This window comes from Halorussus sp. AFM4 (genome assembly GCF_051194995.1).
In the GTDB taxonomy this organism is placed as follows: domain Archaea; phylum Halobacteriota; class Halobacteria; order Halobacteriales; family Haladaptataceae; genus Halorussus.
Map to the genome: position 1 here is coordinate 134559 of NZ_JBNTJT010000005.1, position 16077 is coordinate 150635.

Annotated in this window: 15 protein-coding genes; 3 read left to right on the plus strand and 12 right to left on the minus strand. The window is 68.8% G+C overall.

Annotated features, from left to right (window positions below):
* Positions 1-8: 8 nt before the first annotated feature.
* Positions 9-1481, minus strand: coding sequence for a DUF3179 domain-containing (seleno)protein (locus tag ACQUQF_RS20835; protein ID WP_435181105.1), 1473 nt, complete (start codon positions 1479-1481; stop codon positions 9-11).
* A gap of 99 nt (positions 1482-1580) precedes the next feature.
* Here ACQUQF_RS20835 and ACQUQF_RS20840 point away from each other — a divergent pair, with 99 nt between their 5' ends.
* Complete coding sequence (locus tag ACQUQF_RS20840) at positions 1581-2285, plus strand: ABC transporter ATP-binding protein (RefSeq protein WP_435181106.1); 705 nt, start codon at positions 1581-1583, stop codon at positions 2283-2285.
* A 94-nt stretch (positions 2286-2379) separates the two neighbouring features.
* Here the strand turns inward: ACQUQF_RS20840 and ACQUQF_RS20845 are convergent, their stop codons facing one another.
* The 8 genes from ACQUQF_RS20845 to ACQUQF_RS20880 all read right to left on the minus strand — a co-directional run bounded on the left by ACQUQF_RS20845 (position 2380) and on the right by ACQUQF_RS20880 (position 9877).
* Positions 2380-3429, minus strand: coding sequence for a branched-chain amino acid ABC transporter permease (locus tag ACQUQF_RS20845; protein ID WP_435181108.1), 1050 nt, complete (start codon positions 3427-3429; stop codon positions 2380-2382).
* Positions 3429-4310, minus strand: a complete 882-nt coding sequence (locus tag ACQUQF_RS20850; RefSeq protein ID WP_435181110.1) for a branched-chain amino acid ABC transporter permease — start codon at positions 4308-4310, stop codon at positions 3429-3431. Before ACQUQF_RS20850 ends, ACQUQF_RS20845 begins: the two co-directional genes overlap by 1 nt.
* Before the next feature lie 45 nt (positions 4311-4355).
* On the minus strand, positions 4356-5612 hold the full coding sequence (locus ACQUQF_RS20855; protein ID WP_435181111.1) for an amino acid ABC transporter substrate-binding protein: 1257 nt from the start codon (positions 5610-5612) through the stop codon (positions 4356-4358).
* 278 nt (positions 5613-5890) lie between these two features.
* Positions 5891-6997 carry a cupin domain-containing protein gene (locus ACQUQF_RS20860; RefSeq protein WP_435181112.1) on the minus strand — a complete coding sequence of 369 codons (1107 nt, stop codon included), beginning with the start codon at positions 6995-6997 and terminating at the stop codon, positions 5891-5893.
* Between the two features lie 135 nt (positions 6998-7132).
* Positions 7133-7303, minus strand: coding sequence for a hypothetical protein (locus ACQUQF_RS20865; protein ID WP_435181113.1), 171 nt, complete (start codon positions 7301-7303; stop codon positions 7133-7135).
* Between the two features lie 93 nt (positions 7304-7396).
* Complete coding sequence (locus tag ACQUQF_RS20870; protein ID WP_435181114.1) at positions 7397-7798, minus strand: acyl-CoA thioesterase; 402 nt, start codon at positions 7796-7798, stop codon at positions 7397-7399.
* Positions 7798-8514, minus strand: a complete 717-nt coding sequence (locus ACQUQF_RS20875) for an acetate--CoA ligase family protein (protein WP_435181115.1) — start codon at positions 8512-8514, stop codon at positions 7798-7800. The genes ACQUQF_RS20870 and ACQUQF_RS20875 overlap by 1 nt, the downstream gene beginning before the upstream one ends.
* A complete protein-coding gene (locus ACQUQF_RS20880; RefSeq protein ID WP_435181116.1) occupies positions 8507-9877 on the minus strand; it encodes an acetate--CoA ligase family protein in 1371 nt (456 codons plus the stop codon). The genes ACQUQF_RS20875 and ACQUQF_RS20880 overlap by 8 nt, the downstream gene beginning before the upstream one ends.
* Before the next feature lie 158 nt (positions 9878-10035).
* On the opposite strand from ACQUQF_RS20880, the gene ACQUQF_RS20885 reads away from it, so the two are divergent.
* Complete coding sequence (locus tag ACQUQF_RS20885) at positions 10036-10773, plus strand: ABC transporter ATP-binding protein (protein WP_435181117.1); 738 nt, start codon at positions 10036-10038, stop codon at positions 10771-10773.
* 29 nt (positions 10774-10802) lie between these two features.
* Here the strand turns inward: ACQUQF_RS20885 and ACQUQF_RS20890 are convergent, their stop codons facing one another.
* The gene (locus ACQUQF_RS20890; RefSeq protein WP_435181118.1) at positions 10803-11432 is read right to left on the minus strand and encodes an MBL fold metallo-hydrolase; all 630 of its coding nucleotides are present in this window, start codon (positions 11430-11432) and stop codon (positions 10803-10805) included.
* 109 nt (positions 11433-11541) lie between these two features.
* On the opposite strand from ACQUQF_RS20890, the gene ACQUQF_RS20895 reads away from it, so the two are divergent.
* Positions 11542-13047 (plus strand): SLC13 family permease, encoded by a 1506-nt coding sequence (locus ACQUQF_RS20895; protein WP_435181120.1) that lies wholly within the window; start codon positions 11542-11544, stop codon positions 13045-13047.
* Between the two features lie 60 nt (positions 13048-13107).
* Here the strand turns inward: ACQUQF_RS20895 and ACQUQF_RS20900 are convergent, their stop codons facing one another.
* Positions 13108-14649: a class I adenylate-forming enzyme family protein gene (locus tag ACQUQF_RS20900; RefSeq protein ID WP_435181121.1), complete on the minus strand. Its 1542-nt coding sequence runs from the start codon at positions 14647-14649 to the stop codon at positions 13108-13110.
* Positions 14650-14778: 129 nt separating this feature from the next.
* Complete coding sequence (locus ACQUQF_RS20905; RefSeq protein WP_435181123.1) at positions 14779-16038, minus strand: RNA-guided endonuclease TnpB family protein; 1260 nt, start codon at positions 16036-16038, stop codon at positions 14779-14781.
* Between the last annotated feature and the right edge of the window lie 39 nt (positions 16039-16077).

Genomic DNA, 16077 nt, shown 5'->3' on the forward strand with positions numbered 1-16077 from the left:
CGGTCGCGTTACTCCCCGTTCTCCGATTCCTCGCCCGCGGCGACCCTGGCGTCGTCGTACTGCGACCGGAAGGCGAACCAGAGGCCGTGCCGGCCGGCCACGCGTTCGAGCCGGTCGTCGCTTTCGCCGCCGACCAGCGCGTCGCGCGAGACGGTCCACTGCCGGCCCTCGGCGTCGACGAGGTCACCGCCCTCCGTCGCCTCCTCGACCGGTGCGGGCGGCGCCTCGTAGACCGCGACGTCGCCGGTCTCGTCGGCCAGCGCGACCAGCTCCCGGTCGTCGAGGTCGCCGACGACGGGGCCGCGCTCGCGGACCGCCTCGACCGGGAATATCAGGACGGACTCGGGGTCCTCGCCGGTGACGCCGTACACCGACTCCTTCTCCGGCAGTCGGTCGTCGCCGACCTCGACCCCGGGCTGGACGGCGTTCTCGTCCTCCCAGTAGTGGCGGAAGAACCCGATGTTGCCGTCGTAGAACCGGTAGTCGTAGTCGTACCCGGTGTCGAGGTCGAGCGCGAGCGTGTCGGGGTGGGCCGCCTTCCAGTCGGCCCAGTCGGTCTGGGTGACCGGCAGGACGTCGAGGCGGACGTCACCGTCGCCCTTCGCCGCGAACTCCCCCGCGATGGGGACGCCGCGGTGCTGGCTCCAGAGGCTCTCGGTCTCCTCGTCGAACATCACCTTGTTGCCGTCGAGCAGCATGCCCGTACTGGCGAACGTCAGGTCGCGGTCGCCGACCCAGCAGTCGTAGAGGATGGGCGCGTTGCAGAGCGTGCAGAACGTGAGACTGAGCTGGACCCCGTCGAGCTCGACGTTCAGCATCTCGTGGGGGAACAGGACCCACCGCGGGACGGCGTACGCCTGCCCGTCGAACTCGAAGCCGAAGACGAGGTCGTCGGCGTCGAGGTAGCGCTCGTACTCGCCGCCCGACCCGTCGGCCTCGACGGCGTCGCCGGGCACGAAGTCGGGCCCGTTGAGCGCGGCCAGGAACGACGAGTCGCAGTTGCCCCACCGGACGTCCTGGAGGGCGAACTCGCGGGGTTCGACGTCGAGCAGCCGGCCCACGGGCGGGAGGAACGACCGGTAGAGCTGGAGCTTCCAGTCGTCGAAGCCGGCCAGCGGCTCGAGGTCCCGCTGGGAGTACCAGGTCTCCCACTCGACCCACGCGTACCGCGAGTCGAAGCTCGGGTCGGCGATCGCGGCCAGCGTCTCCTCGACGCCCGGCCACGACGCCTCGGGGAGTTCGAGGTACCGGGGCGGCGCGCGGTCCCGGAGCACCTCGGGGAACCCGAACTCCGACCAGTTGTTGCCGATGGCGTCGATCATCTCGACCTCGATCAGGTGGGGGACCACCCGCTCGTCGCCGACCTCGGCGAGGCGCTCGAGCGCCCGGCGGTGGACGTCGGGGTCGCGGGTCAGCAGGCGGTCGACCAGGTCGCGGAGCTCGCTCTCCGTCGCAGCGTCGTCGGTGTCACCCGATGGCATGGGCAGTCATTCCACGGCCGGTGTTAAACAAGTAGCGAGTCGCGTCGAGCGCGGCAGGGGTAGGCTTTTGTCGGAGTGGTCTGTACTCCGCGGTAACCGATGACACTACTCGAAGTCGACGGCATCGACGTGGCGTACGGGAACGTGCAGGTCATCTGGGACGCCAGCCTCTCGGTCACCGAGGGCGAGACGGTCGCGCTGCTGGGCGCCAACGGTGCGGGCAAGACCACCATCCTCAAGACCATCTGCGGCCCGCTGACGCCGACCGCCGGTCACGTCCGCTTCAAGGGCGAGGAGATCGGCGGCCTCGACCAGGACGAGGTGGTCCCGAAGGGCATCGCGCACGTCCCCGAGGGCCGGGAGATATTCGGCGACAGCACGGTCAAGGAGAACCTGCGGCTGGGCGCGTACGCCAACCGGGACGGGATGGACGAGCGGATGGACCGGGTGTTTGACATCTTCCCGCGGCTGGAGGAGCGGACCGGCCAGCAGGCCGGGACGCTGTCGGGCGGCGAGCAGCAGATGCTCGCCATCGGGCGCGGGCTGATGAGCGACCCCGACCTGCTGCTGCTCGACGAGGCCAGCCTCGGCCTCGCGCCGGTGCTGGTCGAGGACGTCTTCGACGCCATCCAGCGCATCAACGAGGAGGGGACCACCGTGCTGCTGGTCGAGCAGGACGTCAACCACGCGCTCCGGATCGCGGACAGGGGGTACGTGCTCGAGTCGGGCCGCATCTCGCTGTCGGGCACCGCCGAGGAACTGGCCGACGACGAGCGGGTCACGGCCTCGTACCTGGGCGGCTGACGGCTCGCAGAAGAGGAAGAGGAGCTTCACCGGCTGAACTCGCGGCGAACGGCGGATTCTCGCGAATCGAGCGCTCGGAGAAGGGGAATCGGCGCTACTCGTTGTGTTCGGGGGTCGAGCCCTCGAGGGGCGCCGCCTCGGGGTCGGTCGCGGCGGGCGGTTCGTCCTCGTCGCGGTACCGGTCGATGACGAACCCGTAGACGCCCTGCGGGGCGAACAGCATGAACAGGATGATGAGCGCGCCCTCGATGGTCGTCGCGAACTCGCCGGCGAACGACCGGAGCAGCGTGTCGAGCCCCACGAACAGGCCGGCGCCGAACAGCGGCCCGAGCACCGTCCCCATCCCGCCCAGGATGACGACGACCAGCGTGTCGACCATCCAGACGACGTTGAGCGTCGAGTCCGGGTTGACGTAGAGGGTGAACTGGGCGTACAGCCCGCCCGCGAGGCCGGCCATCCCCGACGAGAGGACGAAGGCGTACAGCTTGTACTTCAGGGGATTGACGCCGAGGCTGCTGGCGGCATCCTCGTCGTCGTGGATCGCGCGCATCCCGAGCCCGGACGGGCTGTCGACGATGCGGTAGGTGACCGCCACGATGCCGAGCGTCGCGGCCAGCGTCAGGAGGAACATCCCGTCGTCGCCGACGTACCCGCTGACGTAGTAGCCCGTCGAGCCGCCGGTCAGCCCGCGCGCGTCGACCATCACCAGCTTGATGATGGACGCCAGCGCCAGCGTGCCGATGGCGAAGTAGTGGCCGGTCAGCCGGAACATGATGGGGCCGGTGACCGCGGCGAGCAGCGCGGCCGCGAGCGTGCCGACTACCAGCGCGAACAGCACCGTCACGAGTCCCGGCGCGCCCGGTAGCGAGAGCGCTTCGGGGAGGCCCGCCCGCGTCGGCGTCGTCACCCACGCCGCGACGAACGCGCCGATGCCGAAGAAGGCGGCGTGCCCGAGCGACACCTGGCCCGCGTAGCCGGCCAGCAGGTTCCACGAGACGCCCAGCATCACGAACACCAGCCCGGTGAAGAAGATCTCGGTGACGTAGGCGGTGGTGATGAACGGGACCGCGACGAGGTACAGCACGACGACCGCCGCGACGGCGACCTGCCGCCGGGACGTGAGGACGTCCTCGACCTCGTGCATCACTCACCACCTCCGGACTTGCCGAACAGTCCCTGGGGCCGCACGAGCAGGACCCCGAGGAAGATGCTGAAGCTGATGATGTCCCGGAAGCCGCCGCCGAGCCAGAGCACGCCGACGTTCTCGGAGACCCCGAGGATGAGGCCGCCGACCAGCGTGCCAGCGACGCTGCCGACGCCGCCGAGGACGACGACCGCGAACGCCTTCAGCAGGTACGACCACCCGACGTACGGGGTGATGGGGAACAGCATCGAGAGCAGCGCCCCGGCCGCCCCGGCCAGCGCGGTCCCGATGCCCAGCGTGAGCACGTAGATGTTCTCGGTGTCGATGCCCATGTACTGGGCCGCCGACGTGCTCTGGGCGGTCGCCCGGATGGCGAGCCCGGTCGTGGTGTACTTCAGGAACGCCCAGGTGCCGAGAATGAGCACGATCGCGACGGCGAACGTGACCAACCGGGGGAACGACAGCGTCGCCGACCCGACGGTGATGGCGCCGGCCTGGATGCCGAGCTCCGCCGCCTGGGCCTGGGTGCCGAGCAGGATGCGGCCGACGCTCTGCAGCACCAGCGCCAGCCCGAACAGCACGATGATGGGCTGTTCGATGCCCTCGCCGACCACCTCGTCGAGGACGAACCGCTGGAGCAGCACGCCGAAGCCGAACAGGACGGCGGCGGCCAGCACCATCCCGACCAGCGGCGTGATGCCGGTGGCCGTGAACAGCAGGATGGCGACGTAGGCCCCGACCATGAGCATGTGCCCGTGGGCGAGGTTCACGATGTCCATGATGCCGAACACGAGCGAGAGCCCGAGCGCCGCGACGGCGTAGATTCCGCCGAGCAGCAGACCGTTCAACAGCGACTCGAACACGAGGTCAGTTGCTACCATGTGTGAAGCGGATGTAAGAGTGTAGTGCGGGGCCGCGACAAGTAGTTACCGCTCGCTCCACGACGGGATGGGGTACTTGAAGTCGATGGCGGCCTCGCCGTCGACGTCGGGGTAGACCGTGTGCTGGTTGCCGTTCCACCACTGGCCGGTCGGCGCGGTCAGTTCGCCCTTGGCGGGCAGACCGTTCTTCTCGAAGCTGAAGCTCCCGATGACCGTCTCGAACTTCTCGGACCGGAGCGCGCTCTGGACGTCCTTGGGGTCGGTCGACTCGGCGGCCTCGAGCGCCTGACCGGCCACCTGCGCGACGTTGTAGGCGCCGCCGACCGCGGTCCGGATGAGCTGGCCGTCCTTCAGCCCGTACTTCTCCTCGTAGGCCGACCGCATCTGCTGGTTGCCGCCGCCGGTGAGCCCCGGCACCCACCCGGGACACATGCAGGCGTAGGCGCCCTTCTTCCCGAGCGCCGACCACCAGGCGCTGGGGTCGGCCCCGCGGACGTACTTGAGCACCTTCGGCGCCCAGCCGTTCGACTGCATCTGGTTGATCGAGGTGATGCCGCCCGGCGGCGTGGGGTTCGACAGCAGCACCTCGACGCCGGCGCTCTGCGACTGGGAGATGAGCGTCGAGAAGTCCTTGGAGCCGATCTGGAACGTCTCGCGGAGCACGACGTCGTAGCCGGCGTCCGAGAGCGTCTGCTCCCAGGCGTCGGCCTGCTCGCCGCCCCAGCCGGTGTTGGGCTCCCAGATGCCGACCTTCGACGGCCGCTCGCCCTCGGGAATCAGCCCGAGCATCCCCTTCGTCGACCTGGCGACGTCCCGGGACTTGGGGAACGGCGAGTAGGTCCACTCGTAGCCCTCGTTGCGGTGGGGCTGCTCGTAGGCGAAGAACGCCCCGAGGAACGGCAGCCCCTTGTTCTCGGCGAAGGCGCTGCCCGCGGTCACCAGCAGGCTGGAGAAGCTCCCCCAGATCATGTCGACGTCGTTGTTGCTCACCATCTTCTGGAGGTTCTGGCGGACCAGGTCCGCGCTGCTCTCGTCGTCCTTCGTGATGAGCTTGACCTCCTGGTCGAGCTGCTCGTTCATTAGGTCGACGCCGAGCTGGTAGCCGCGTTTGACGTCCTTCCCCAGCGACGAGAACTGGCCCGACTCCGGGATGGTCGCCGCGATGGTGACCGTCGAGTCGCCGCCCCCGCCGCCGGTACCGAGCCGGGTGCATCCCGCCAGGCCGGTCGTTCCGACCGCCCCGAGCGCGCCGACTGTCTTGATATACGAGCGTCTACTCTGTGACCTGTTACTGTCCACCATGCTCTACCGGATTACAGTCGCACGTGCATGATAAATGATGCGGTTGTTGTAATATTTCCTACAGTAAATCCGGCGGAGGACGGCCGGTCGCATTTCCGAACCGCCGACCGACCCGTCCCGCAGGTCACCGGCAAAGTCGAAGCGAGGGAGTCTCGTATCGCTCGCACGACTGCGGGAGAGGCGGAAACAGCCGAAGCGGGCAAAAGTAGCGACGGCAGAGGTGGTACTGCGACGAGGGCGAGACGGTGTCGCGGCGGGGGAGCGGGCTACCGGTGAGATTACGACGACGGTTGGGCCTCGGCGTAGAAGTTGAACGCCTCGAACACCGGCCGGTCGGTCATCCCGAGCAGGACGGCCTCGCCGTCGGGCTCGTGGTGGTGGGTCGCGTCCGGCGGCACCACGAAGATGTCCCACTTGCTCCACTCGAGGGCCTCGCCGTCGACGTGGGTCGCGCCCTCGCCCTCGATGACGAAGTACACCTCCACCGCGTTGTGGAAGTGCGGGTCGGTCGCCTCCTGGAGCAGCTGGGCCCGGAACGACATCGTGGGGAACAGCGGCGGCTTCCCGGCCGCCGGGTTGACGTACGAGAGGCTGTAGCCGTCGTGGGGGTCGGGGTTGTCGTTGTCGGCGCGCTGGCGGAGCGTCTCCAGGGTGTCCTCCCACCGGAACCGATACGGCGGTGTCGCCTCCCGGATGCCCTCGAACGGGCCGGGGATGTTGTCGGCCTTCGCGTCGTCGGCGTCGCGCGCCCGGCCGTACTGGGAGTCCCAGTAGCCCTGGGTCTTGGTGACGGGCTGGCGCTCGAGCTCGTGGTTCTCGAAGGTGTTGCGGGCGTTCAGCGAGTCGAGGATGAGCGGCAGGTCGAGCACGTCGAGCCACGCCGCGGTCTCGTCGGAGTCGTTGACGTGGTCGTGCCACTCCCACTGGGGCGTGGTGATGAGGTCGTTGTCCTTCATCGGGAACTCCTCGCCCGCGACGACGGTCTTCATGTCCTCGTGGCCGTCGATGGTGAACCGCAGGGCGTTGGCGCCGTGGCGGTGCGAGGGCGCGGTCTCGCCGGGCGAGACCGTCTGGACGCCGACGTAGATGGTGTTCGAGATGGCGTTGCCCAGCGCGGTGTTGATGGGGACCGCGACCCGGCGCTGGAACCCTGGCGGCAGGTCTGCGATGGGGACGTCCTCCTCGATGCCGTCGATGGCGGCCTGGATGTCCTCCCACTTCCAGATGTCGGGCTGGAGGTCGTCGTAGACGTGGCCCATGTCGTCCTCGACCTCCCAGAGCGGCCGGAGGCTGTTCCGCTCGAGGAGCCCCCGGGTGTCGTCGCTCAGTTCGAGGAGGTCCTCGGGGTCCTGTGACTCCTGGTCGTCTGGCTCTTGCTGCGCCATAGGTAGCTAGTGGCACAGATTCGGCATAAGTGTACTGGACGGCCGACCCCGGTCGTCGGCGCGCCGTCGGCTACGAACCGACTTCCTCGCCGGCCGTCAGTCCGGTGAGAAGAGTGCTGTGCCTGTCCGGGTGCGCTACGTCTGGGCCTCGAAGACCTCGGCGGAGCGGAACACCGCCCGGCAGTCCTCGCAGACCATCTGTCGCTGGATGCCGTACTCCCAGAGCTTCCCCCCGCAGTCCAGGCAGTCGAAGTGCGCCTCGACGAATGGGTCCTCCTCGGCGTAGGGGTTCTCGAACTCGGCCATGTCAGTACATGGCGATGGAATCCCCAAAAGCGTATCGACCCCCGCAACAGGGTTGGGAAAGCGGAAAGCGGGGGTGGCCGGCCGCAGTCGAGGTCACTCCTCGGCGTACCGTTCCATCGCGGCCCGGAGGTCGTCCGGAATCTCGACGGCGCCCTCGCCGCCGGTGCGGGCGCAGACTCGCTGCTCGTACCCCGAGAACGCCACCTCGCCGTCGCAGCGAGCCTCGTAGTCGAACCGGACGCTCCGGTCGCCGAGCGTCGGCGTCAGGCCGATCGTCACCTCGTCGCCGGCCTCGACCGGGCTCTCGAACTCGAAGTCCATCTCCACGAGCGGCAGGCCGTACCCGTGCTTTCGGGAGATCTCCCAGAACGGGAAGCCGATCTCCTGCATGAACATGTCGGAGGTCTCGTGGATCGCGTCGACGATCCGCGGGTAGTGGGCGATGCCGAACGGGTCGGTGTCCGAGAACCGGACGGTCCAGACGCGCTCGTACATCACTCGCCCTCCAGGACGACCAGCGCGTCCAGCGCGACGGCCCCGTCACCGGTCGTCAGCACCGGGTTGACGTCCACCTCCGCGATCTCGTCGCGCTCGACGACGAGGTCCCCGACAGCCACGACGACGTCCGCCAGTGCGTCGACGTCGGCGGGCTCGCGGCCGCGGAACCCCTCCAGCAGGCGGGCCGCGGTCAGTTCCCCGATGGCCTCGCGCGCCTCGGCCCGGTCGATCGGCGCGATGCGGTGGCTGGTGTCCTCGTACACCTCGGTGAACACGCCGCCCAGCCCCGTGAGGACCACCGGCCCGAACGAGGGGTCCCGGAGCCCGCCGACGATGACCTCGGTGCCCGCCTCGACGTCGCGGGCCTCCTCGACCAGCACGTCGGCGTCCACGTCCTGCTCGTCGGCCGCCGCGAAGATGCGGTCGGCGGCCTCGCGGACCGCCTCTCGGGAGTCGAGGCCGACCGCCACGCCCGCGCCGTCGGCCCACTCGCTCTTGTGGGTGACCGCGGGCGAGGACACCTTGACCACGACCGGGAGGCCGAGCTCCGCGGCCGCGTCGGCGGCCGCCTCGGCGTCGGCCGCGACCCGGAACGACGGCGTCTCGACGCCCGCGTCCGCGAGCAGTGACTTCGCCTCCGCCTCGGTCAGCGTCGTCCGGCCGTCCGCTCGGGCGGCAGCGACGGGGTCCTCGGAGGTCGGCGCCTCAGACATCGGCGCTCACCTCCCGGTCCTCGTCGGCGAGCCCCGCGTACCGCGCCAGCAGCGCGGTCGCGTCGGCGCCGCGCTCGGGCGAGGTGAACGTCGGCACGCCGGCCGCCCGGAGGTCGGCGAGGTCGTCGGCCATCGACTCGGCCGGCCCCTCGGTGGCGAACAGCACCGGCTTGTCCACCCGGTCGGCCAGCCCCGCGACCTCGTCCAGCGGGAAGCCCAGCGCCTCCTCGTACAGCTCGTACACCAGCACGATGTCGACGTTGTCGTCCTCGGCCACCGCCGCGACCACCTCGCCGAACTCCGGCATCGGTCGCCCGGTGTCGACCGGGTTGTCGGCGTAGGTGATGCCGGGGAGGATCTCGCCCACCCGGTCCTGGGTTTCCTCGGACAGCTCCGGGAGCCGGGCGCCCTGCCGCTGGAGGCGGTCGGCGATGATGATGCCGGGGCCGGCCTGGGCGGTGACGACGCCGACGTTCGGCCCGTCGGGGGTCGGCGACGACGCGAGCGCCTGGCCCGCGTCGAACAGCTCGGTCGTCGACTCGACGGTCGGGACGCCGTACTGGGCGAACCCCGCGGTGTAGAGCTCGTGGTCGCCCGTCAGCGCGCCGGTGTGGGACTCGGCGAACGCGCCGACGTCGGACTGCCCGACCTTGTATGCGATCACGGGCGTGTCGGCGTCGCGGCAGACCTCCAGCAGCGCTCGGCCGTCGTCGGTCCCCTCGACGTGGAGCACGATGGCGCCGGTGTCGGGGTCCGAGTCGAAGTACGGGATCGCCTCCTCGAAGCCGACGTTCGCCCGGTTGCCCAGCCCGACCATGGTCGCGACGCCCCGGCCCTCCCGGAGCGCGTGGAACGCGAGCTGGTGGGCGACCCCGCCGCTCTGGGCCAGGATGGTCACCTCGCCCGGCTCGAACCGCTCGACCCCGCCCGCGAACGACGCCAGCAGGTTCCGCGCCGGGGCGACGAACCCGCTCGTGTTCGGGCCGAGCAGCGCGAGGTCGTGCTCGTCGGCGATGTCGACGATCTCCCGCTGGAGCTGCTCGCCCTCCTCGCCGGCCTCGGCGAAGCCGCCGGCGTAGATGACCGCGCCGCCGACGTCGGCCTCGCCGCACTCCGCGAGCACGTCCGGGACGACCGGCGCCGGTACCGCCAGCAGCGCGAGGTCCACGGCCTCGTCGATCTCGGTGACCGACCCGACGAACTCCTCGCCGAACACGGTCCCCTCGCCCGACGGGTTCACCGGGTACACCCGACCGTCGAACTCCACGGCGTTCGCCATCGCTTCGTAGCCGATCTTGCCTTCCGTCTTCGAGGCGCCGACGACGGCGACACTCTCGGGCCGGAAGAGTCGCTGTAGGTTCACGCCGGCAACTACAGCTAACGCCACCAAAATGGTTTTCCTTGGCCCAATTTCGCAACTGATGGCAGATCTGGCTGGTCTGAGGCCGGTTACGGACCGGTCGGCCGGCGCGCCGGTTCGAGGACCACCTTTATGCTGGCGGGCCCGAAACCAACGGGAAAATGCCGCTATTGGAAGGCGAGCGACTCACCAAGAACTTCGGCGGTATCGTCGCCGTCAACGACGTCTCCTTCTCGGTCGAGCGTGGGGAGACCGTCGGTCTCATCGGGCCCAACGGGGCCGGCAAGTCCACGCTGTTCCGGCTCATCACCGGCGTTCACGAGCCCACGGAGGGCCGGGTGCTGCTCGACGGCGAGGAGATCACCGGCCTCGCGCCGCACGAGATCTGCCACCGGGGCCTGGTCAAGACCCACCAGATCGTCCGGCCGTTCGAGAACCTGACGCTGCTGGAGAACGCCGCGGTCGGCGCGGAGTTCGGCGGCGACGCCGACGACCCCGAGGCCCGCGCCGCCGAGGCGCTGGAGTTCGTCGGCCTCGACCACCTCGCGGAGAGCGAGCCCGACGAGCTCAGCGTCGGCGCGCTCAAGCGGCTAGAGATCGCCCGCGTGCTCGCGACCGACCCCGAGGTCGTGCTGTTCGACGAGGTGGCCGGCGGGCTCGACACCGACGAGACCGCGGAGATCATCGAGCTCATCAACGACATCAGCGAGCGCGGGAAGACGGTCTTCCTCATCGACCACGTGATGCGGGCGCTGATGTCGGTCAGCGACAGCGTGTTCGTGCTCGACAACGGGGAGCTCATCGCCACCGGCACCCCCGAGGAGATCCAGAACGACCAGCGGGTCATCGAGGCCTACCTCGGCGAACAGCCCGACGGCGGCGTCGCGGCCGGCGACTGACACCTCGAGACGCGTTCGGAACGAGTGGGCTACTCGGGCTTGCCCGCGAACTCGACGAACCGCGTCAGCTTCTCGCCGGCGTCCTCGGTGACGCTCGACCCGTGGTACACGAGCCCCACGTCGAAGTCGTACGCCACCAATCGCCCGAGCGACTCGTCGGCCCGGTCCAGGTCCGCGGAGAAGTAGCCGGGCGGGAGCACGAAGTACCCCGTCGGGAGGCCCCGCGAGTCGGCGCCGAACACCGCGTCGCCAAGCACGGCGACGCCGGCGTCCTCGTCGACCAGCGCGTGGTGTTCGGGCGTGTGGCCGGGGACGTGGACCGCCTCGAACGGGCCGACGGCGTCGCCGTCGCCGTACCGGTGGTCCGGGTCGGGCGCGTCGTCGAGCGCGAGCCCCTCGGGCACCCAGGTCTCGACGCCGTAGCGCTCGACCGCTCCGGGCAGGCCCCCCACGTGGTCGCCGTCGCCGTGGGTGACGACGAGGCGCTCGGGCTCGACGCCGAGTTCGTCGAGCCGGTCGGCGAGCACGTCGACGGTGTCGGGCAGCCCGGCGTCGACCAGCGTGGGCGTCTCGCCGTCGAACAGGAACGCGCGGTAGCGGCCGCCGTTGCGCTCGGCCAGCGTCAGGTCGTAGACGTCGGTGGCGATCTCGTCTATCATCCCGTGGAGTTCGAACCGAGTCGGCCTTAGCGTTTTCCGCGTCACGGGGAAGCTACCGCCAACCGTGTATTTATCACGGCCGCGGCCCTCGGAACGACCGACACGGTACATGTCGGGCTTCCAGCGACTCACCGGCCGCATTCGGGACGAGTACGACCGCGAGTGGCTCTCGGTCCCCGTGGGACTGCTGGCTGGCGCCGGCGTTCTCCTCTACGCGCCCGTCGGGGCCGAGATGGCGACGATGCTCGCCATCACCGTCTTCTGCATCAGCCTCTGGGTCGGCGGGCCGGTCGACCCGTGGTTCACCGGGCTGCTCGGCGTGGGGCTCATCGGCGCGGCGGTCTCGACCGACCTCGCGCTCGTGGGGTTCCGGTCGCCGGCCACCTGGCTGGTGGTGCTTGGCATCCTCATCGGCGAGGCGACCGACCGGAGCGGGCTGGGGGCCGCGGTCGAGCGCCGGGTGCTGGCCGCGCTGCCCGGCGAGGCCGCGACCGACGCCCGGGTCGCCTACCGCTACATGCTGGCCGCGTTCTCGGCCGCGGCCCTCGGGCTCATCGTGGTCGTCCCCTCGTCGCTGGTCCGGGTGCTCATCCTCGGCCCCATCCTCATCTCGGCGGGCGAGCGGTTCGCCGACCGGCGGCCGCGGGTCGGGCTCTTCCTCGGGCCGCTGTTCGTCACCTACTACGCGGGGACCGGCGTGCTGACCGGGTCGCTGGCCAACATCATCATCACGGGGCTCGTCGAGGCCAACGCCGGCGTCGCCATCGGCTGGGTCGAGTGGGCGGTCTGGCTCGGCCCGGTCATGGGCGCGGGCCGGGCGGCGGTCATCGCGGCCATCGCGTACGTCCTCTACCGGCCCCGGGATGCGGATGCAATCGAACCGTCGCGCACACGTGTGACAGGGGATGCGGTCGCGACCGACGGGGCGACGGACACGACCGACGGGGCTACGGACGCGACCGACGGTGCGCCATCGGGGACCGACCCGGCCGCGCCCGAGATCGACCGGTCGGCGGTCCGGCGGATGCTCGCCTTCCTGCTCGTCGGGGTCGTCATCTGGGCGACCGACGTGATCCACGGCCTCCACCCGCTGTACGGGGCGCTCGTCGTGGTGCTGCTCGCGTTCGCGCCGGGCGTCGGGGTCGTCGACGCCGACGCGCTCGCTGACGCGGACTTCTCCATCGTGTTCTTCCTCGGGGCCATCTTCGCCATCGCCGAGGGACTCCAGCGCACGGGGTTCACCGACGCCGCGGCCCGGCAGATCCTCTCGTACCTCCCGCCGGACGCCTCGCTGGCGGTCGTGCTCGCGTTCGTCGTGGTCGCCTCCATGTCGCTGACGTTCCTGATGGAGGGGCTGGCGGTCGCGAGCGTGCTGACCCCCGTCTTCGTCTCGTTCGCGGCCGGCGCGGGCGCGCCGCTCGTCCCGGTGGCGATGACCGAGGCCGTCGCGCTCAACACCTACTTCTTCCCGTACCAGTCGGCGGTGCTCGTGGCCATCCTCGGGCTCGACGTCGTCGAGCCGCTGGAGCTCGTCAAGATGGCGGCGGTCTGCTCGCTCGCGACGCTGCTCGTCCTGCTGCCGATCCAGATCGCCGTGTTCGCGGTGCTGTTCTGACGGTTGTCCGATCGGGGCGGTAGAAGCGGAGAGCGGAACCGGAATCGGGGCGCTCGGGGGTTACTCGAAGTGCTCGCTGACGACCGTCTCGCGCTCGACCGTCCCGGTGTCGGTCCGGGGCAGCGGCTCGGTGCGGACCGCGTACTCCCGGGGCCGCTTGTAGTTGGCCAGCGAGTCGTGGTCCTGGCAGAACTGGTCGAGTTCCTCGTGGGTGACCTCGTCGTCGCAGACGACGACCGCCGTGACCTTGTTGCCCCACGTCTCGTCGTCCAGACCGACCACGAGCGCGTCGGTGACCGACTCGTGGTCCTGGAGGGTGCGCTCGACCTCGGCGGGGTAGATGTTCTCGCCGCCGGAGGTGAACATGTTGTCGACCCGGTCGACGATGTAGAGGAAGCCGTCCTCGTCGACCCGGGCGACGTCGCGGGTCCGGAGCCACTCGCCGAAGAAGCTCTTCTCCTCGGCGTCCGGGTTGTCGATGTAGCCGTCCGGGACGCCCGGGCCGCGGGCGATGATCTCGCCCTGTTCGCCCGGGTCGACCGTCGCCTCGGGGTCGGGGTGCTCGTCGAGGGGGACCGACTCGACGACCCGCAGCTCCCAGGAGAACGACTCCTTGCCGATGGTGCCGGGGTGCTCGTCCTGGACGCTTGGGTGGGCGAAGGTGAGGTCCGGGCCGGCCTCGGTCATCCCGTAGGTGTTGTACAGCTGGTCCGAGAGCAGCTCCGTGGTGCGCTTGACCAGCTCCTCGGTCACGACCGCGCCCCCGGTCCGGATGTAGTCCAGGGTGCTGGTGTCGTACCGGGCCTCCTCCTGGACCTCGTTGAGGGTGGTGAGCTGGGTCGGCACCGCGAGCAGCCCGGTCGCGCCGTGCTCCTCGATGAGCTCGAGCACCTCGTCGGGCTCGAAGCTCGAGTGCAGGATGGTGGTGGCGCCGGCGAGCCAGTGGGGGTAGAGCCACGCGTCGGAGGTGACCATGTGGTACCACGGCGACGTGACGATGGCCCGGTCGGTCTGGTCGATGCCGTGCTCCATCACGACCTGGTAGGCGCCGATCCACATCTGCTCGCCGTCGAACGGGACGGCCTTCGGCCGGGAAGTGGTCCCGCTCGTGTAGAAGACGTTTGTCTTCCCGTCGGCCGGCAGGTCGGCCGGGAGCTGGGAGGACGCCGCGTCGAGCACCGACTCGTAGGACTCGACGTCGGGGGCGTCGAGGTCCTTCGACCCGGCGTGGAACCCGACGTCGAAGTCGGCGTCCTCGAGCACCGCGAGCGCGGTCTCGGCGTTGGCGTCGTCGAACACCAGCGCCTCCGCGCCGGCCGTCTCGATCATCTCGAGGAGCTCGCCCGGCTTCCCGCGGAACGGCAGCTGGACGGTGGGCGACCCCCGCTTGTGGCCGGCGATCATCGCCTCGGCCGCCGCGGGGCTGTTCAGGGTGAGTACTGCGCAGGGGGCGTCCCCCACCCGTTCGGCCAGCGCGTTCGTCAGTTCGGTGCTCCGGCGGTCGAACTCGCGGTAGGTGAACGCCCGTCCGTCGTCGGTGACGATGGCCCGGTCGTCGCCGTGGACGCGGACGGTCCGCTCGAACGCTTCCAAGTACTCCATAGGTGGTGCTATGTGATAGAAAGCACGTTGCCACTTATTAACTATGTCGGTTATTGACCTCCCCCACAGCGTTTACGCCGTGGAATCCCGTCACAGGATTTCAGGCTGAGCTACCAACCCTTCGAGGTTTCAAGACGCATCCGTACCAAGCGTCTCCTGCTGGGTTTCAGCATCGGCTTGGTTGTCTTGTGGCCCGGTCAATGAGGCCCCATCCGTAGCCGAGTCATCGCCGGCCACCTTCTGACCGGAATCTCGGTCGCTTTGGGACTGGCTCTCTCCACTACGGTAGCGATCTGCGATGTTGAGCGCGGCATTCATGTCAGCGTGGTACTTGCTGACCCAACATTTGTCGTTCGTGCATCGGAACGTCGCCTGCTCAGGACGCGTTCCCTTCTCACCACAGGCGTGGCACTCCTTCGATGTATTCCGGGGATTGACCCTTTTGACGGGGATTCCGGCTTCCTCGGCCTTGTACTTGATTTGCGCGTCGAGCTTGGCAAACGCCCACCCGTGTAAACGGCGGTTCATGAATGCGCCATAGTCCATGTTCTCGCGGATGTATTTGAGGTTCTCCAGCACCAGCACGGGATTTTCGATCTGTTGGGCGTATTCGACCACTTGCCGCGAGACACTGTGGATAATGTGGTCAATGCGCTCCCACAGATTGTCGCCGTACTCCTCGGCTATCCGCTCGCTCTTGCGCCGCTGGAGTCGGCGAGTGGCCGTGAAGTACATCTTGCGGAGATGCCGCACCTGTGCAGCTTCGTCGGTGAAGATGTCGGGAGTGGACGGGATACCGCGCTCGTCACGGTGACACACCGTAGCTAAGGCTGCATCCCCGATATCCACTCCGACCGGCATCGGTTCGACAGAATCGGACACCGACTGTGCTTCGACCTTGCGGGTTGCGGTGATATGTAAGGACCACTCACGGTCGCGCTCTAGGAGCCGACACTCACCCATTTCTGCGTCACCAGTGTGTAACGCTTCCAACCACGGACGTTGATCGGGGTTCGGAGCGGCTGGCATCCAGAGGTGGTAGTCCTCGTGGTGTGGGATTTTGACGTACCACTCGGTAGCGTTCTGTGGTTGGTGGTCGAGTTGTGGTCCCTGATTAGTGAACTTTACCGGATGGTCGTCCTGAAGGTCGTCGGCGTCGTAGCTGCCGCCACAGAGTTGCGGGACGTACTTTTTGAGGGCATTTTTTGCATAACCGCTCAAGTCGTATTCAACCACCACATCGTTAGCGGCTGATTGAGTGGTACAGTTTGCATCAAACGCGGCCTGAAGTGCCTGCCGGTACGCTATTAGCGTCTCCCGAAGTTTCCGCCGCTTGTGGGCATTGGGATCGACGAGGTGAAGCTTCAACGTTTTCGTCACTTCAGGCATCGTACTGTACCGTTCGTTTTGGCCAGAACTATAATAAGA